The organism is Methylobacterium sp. B1, from assembly GCF_000333255.1.
GTDB classification, from domain to species: Bacteria; Pseudomonadota; Alphaproteobacteria; order Rhizobiales; family Beijerinckiaceae; genus Methylobacterium; species Methylobacterium fujisawaense.
Genome location: NZ_BACT01000260.1, coordinates 1 through 993 on the forward strand (window position 1 = coordinate 1; position 993 = coordinate 993).

The following is a 993-nucleotide window of genomic DNA, read 5'->3' on the forward strand; positions in this document are numbered from 1 at the left end:
GCTCCACGGGTCGTGTTGGTGAAGCCGATCTTGTAGCCGACATTCCGCTCGCCGCGCCCGGCACGCAGGCTCCGGATCGCCTCGGCGACCCGGTAGGCTGCCGGCAGGTCGAAGGTCGGATCCCAGCCGGTCAGCGGTGCGATGGGGCGGCGATGCTCGTGCGCGGCCAGGATGGTGCGCGCGTGGGCCGCGGCGGATATCGGCTCGGTCATCGGCAACAGGGTCCAGGCCGACGCGACGTCATCCGCGCCGGGCCGCCTCGATCGCGGCGACGTCGATCTTCCCCATGGTCATCATGGCCGTGAACGCGCGCCGGGCCTCCGCGCCGCCGGCCGCCAGCGCGGCGGTGAGCACGCGTGGCGTGATCTGCCACGCGATGCCCCAGCGATCCTTGCACCAGCCGCAGGCGCTCTCCTGCCCGCCATTGTCGACGATGGCGGTCCAGAGCCGGTCCGTCTCCGCCTGGTCGTCCGTGGCGATCTGGAACGAGAAGGCCTCGCTGTGCCGGAAGGCGGGACCGCCGTTCAGGCCGATGCACGGGATGCCGGCCACCGTGAACGCCACCGTCAGCACGTCCCCCGCCTTGCCCGACGGGTAATCGGTCGGTGCCCGGTAAACCGCGCCCATGGCGCTGTCCGGAAAGGTCGCGACGTAGAATCGGGCGGCCGCCTCGGCCTCCGTGTCGTACCAGAGGCAGATCGTGGCCTTGGGAATTTCGCTCTCGCCGAGCGCGTTCCGGGCGTCCTGATCCTCGGCGACCACGCTGGCCATTGTGGTGCCTCCCTTGCCGTTCCCGTGCCATGCCGACGGGCGGGCCTCGCCGCCGGCCGACAGGGGCCGCGGCACGCCCCCATACAACCATGAGATGTCGACCCGGCAAAGACCGACACGCGGGACCGGCCGGTCGGGTTGGCCGCACGGATTTGCGTCGCCGCGCGATCGACCGCGCGGGGACCGTTTTGCCCGGCGCCGTGGAGGCCCGGCCGGGACGCG

General features: G+C 72.1%; 1 protein-coding gene and 1 pseudogene. Both read right to left on the reverse strand.

Going from position 1 to position 993, the window contains the following annotated elements; genetic code table 11:
- Positions 1-212, reverse strand: a pseudogene (locus I53_RS07515) (hydratase); the annotation flags it as partial.
- A gap of 28 nt (positions 213-240) precedes the next feature.
- Positions 241-714, reverse strand: coding sequence for a VOC family protein (locus tag I53_RS07520; protein WP_043348598.1), 474 nt, complete (start codon positions 712-714; stop codon positions 241-243).
- Positions 715-993 lie beyond the last annotated feature (279 nt).